General features: G+C 62.2%; 2 protein-coding genes and 1 pseudogene. 1 reads left to right on the top strand and 2 read right to left on the bottom strand.

Features of this window, described 5'->3' with window-relative positions; translation table 11 throughout:
• Together ACH2EI_RS22005 and ACH2EI_RS22000 are read right to left on the bottom strand one after the other, a co-directional pair.
• Positions 1 to 515 (bottom strand): hypothetical protein (locus tag ACH2EI_RS22005; RefSeq protein WP_395161603.1); only part of this gene is annotated, 515 nt, incomplete at its 3' end.
• Between the two features lie 73 nt (positions 516 to 588).
• Positions 589 to 1,263 carry a hypothetical protein gene (locus tag ACH2EI_RS22000; RefSeq protein ID WP_395156565.1) on the bottom strand — a complete coding sequence of 225 codons (675 nt, stop codon included), beginning with the start codon at positions 1,261 to 1,263 and terminating at the stop codon, positions 589 to 591.
• A gap of 555 nt (positions 1,264 to 1,818) precedes the next feature.
• On the opposite strand from ACH2EI_RS22000, the pseudogene ACH2EI_RS21995 reads away from it, so the two are divergent.
• A pseudogene (locus ACH2EI_RS21995) lies at positions 1,819 to 2,015 on the top strand (hypothetical protein); the annotation flags it as partial.

Below are 2,015 nucleotides of genomic sequence, written 5' to 3'. Positions count from 1 at the left end.
TGACCTATCGGCACCGCGCCGCATGCATCTCCAATGAGGTGGCGGCCGAGGCCGGAGGAAGTGTTCGTCTCCGCAATCCCGATGCTCATCTCTGGTCGGCCGGCGAGTCCTTGGCCCACTGTGACGAATCCTCGCTCGTCGCCGTACACGACAACAGCGGTTCGGAGGTGTCGAGCGTGGCGCACGCGAGCGTGGTCATCCCACATTGACGTCGAAGGGGTCTGGATCCTAGTGCCAGTGCCAGGAGCGACGAGGATCACGTCGTTCACTCCAATGACGCCGCCGTCGGCAACGCGCAGAACTGTTGCGGGCGCGAGCGCTTCACCGAACCCGTCCAAGGTGACATCGTTGAAGTGGTCGGCGGTGAGGCCCGCAGCGATGTAGGCGTGTCCGGTCAGTGCGACGATCGCCCGATTGCCGTGTGGGAGGTCGGGGAGGAACGAGACGTATCCGTCAACGCGAGGAAAGACTCCGTGTGCTGCGCTCGTCATTACATCAAGCAGCGGGTGGGCCATCCCCAGAGTCAACTCGGATGACAGTTCAGAACAACGCCGCCCGACCGCAACTGACCCATTCCGTTGAGGCGGGTCACACGACCGGGTACCGCTCATTGATCTCGTCGAGAAACACGTAGAGACAGTCCGCTTCGAGTTGGAGGACGCCGCGCACTTCTGCTGCTGGCCAGTCCTCGCCGTCGGATCGATTCGGGTGGCGGATCAACGGACCATCGACTGCGCTCGATGCCGTATCTTCGACGGGAGCGGGGCCGGCCGCGACGGCCCGGACCAGTTCGGCGAGTTTGCTCAGCGAGAGATCCTCTGCGTTCGGTGGCAGTTCGGCCAGCGAACGAACTGGAACCTTGTCGTCTCCGCATTCGAGGACAAACCCCTTGACGTACGGTGCGTACCCGCCTGGAGCGGTTGGGAATTGGTCGAGCAGTGCAACGAAGCGCAGCCCGGTGAACTTCACAGCGTTGATCAACGGGTCGGGTCCCTGTCCCGACGCCCAGAGCGCCATCGCTGCGAACTGCGTGATGTCGCCATCACCGGCAAGCACCTCCACGTCCGACACGGTCAACGTCATGAAGGAACTGTCGCCGCTGACTTCGCGTACGGCCGAATCGATCGAGCCGGCGACTGAGAGGTCCGCCCAGTCAACGAGTTCGGCGAGATCCGCGGCCGGCTGATAGTCGTAGGTTCGTTGACCCGAACGAAGCAGAGCGACGATCTCGTCGAGGTCCGCGGCGTTCTCGCATTCAATCAAGTCTGATTCTGCGGCCTGCGGAGCCGCTTCGGATGGTGTTGACGAAGTTGTTTCGCTGTCGGACGACGCTTCCTGCAATCCACACGCGGAAACGACGAGCAATAGCGCTACGAAGCGGGCACCGATTTCACCATGAACATTCGACGCTACGAGATCCAGGGAAGTTCCCGAGACCAACAGCCACGGTTGGCACCATGAGCAAGAACAAGGAAGGTGCGAAAGGCAAACCGTGAGGTCCTCCGACCCACGACAAACGCTCCAGCAAGCCAACAAGACGACCCCGACGGCGATTGTCGTTGCCGCTCATATCGACACGAGTCCAGTCGACACTGACGTGCCACATATCTACACGTACGGGATCAGCCAGGCACTCGATAATCCGCGTCGCCTCCACCGGATGCCGTGCACTGTCGAGACCGATCGTCGTGCCGGATCACGAGCGGGGGTTGTTGGTTCCGGCGTGAACGTTACGAGCGGCCTGAACATTCTGATCCCCTGCGCCTCATGGTTGGCCGGTCACTCAGACCAATGGCTTCAGACTCGTATGGTGGTTCGATGTCGACGCTTCGATCGATCGTGTTGTTCGCTGTTGCGGCGGTGGCCGAGATCGGTGGCGCGTGGCTGATCTGGCAAGGCGTGCGCGAGCATCGTGGTGTGGCTTGGGTCGGTGCCGGCATCGTCGCGCTGGCTGCGTACGGGTTCGTCGCGACGCTGCATCCCGACGCCAACTTCGGGCGGATCCTGGCCGCCTA

This window comes from Ilumatobacter sp. (assembly GCF_041688325.1).
In the GTDB taxonomy this organism is placed as follows: Bacteria; Actinomycetota; Acidimicrobiia; order Acidimicrobiales; family Ilumatobacteraceae; genus Ilumatobacter_A.
The sequence above is the reverse complement of the archived record's forward strand: the minus strand, read 5'-3'. Positions and strand labels throughout refer to the sequence as shown.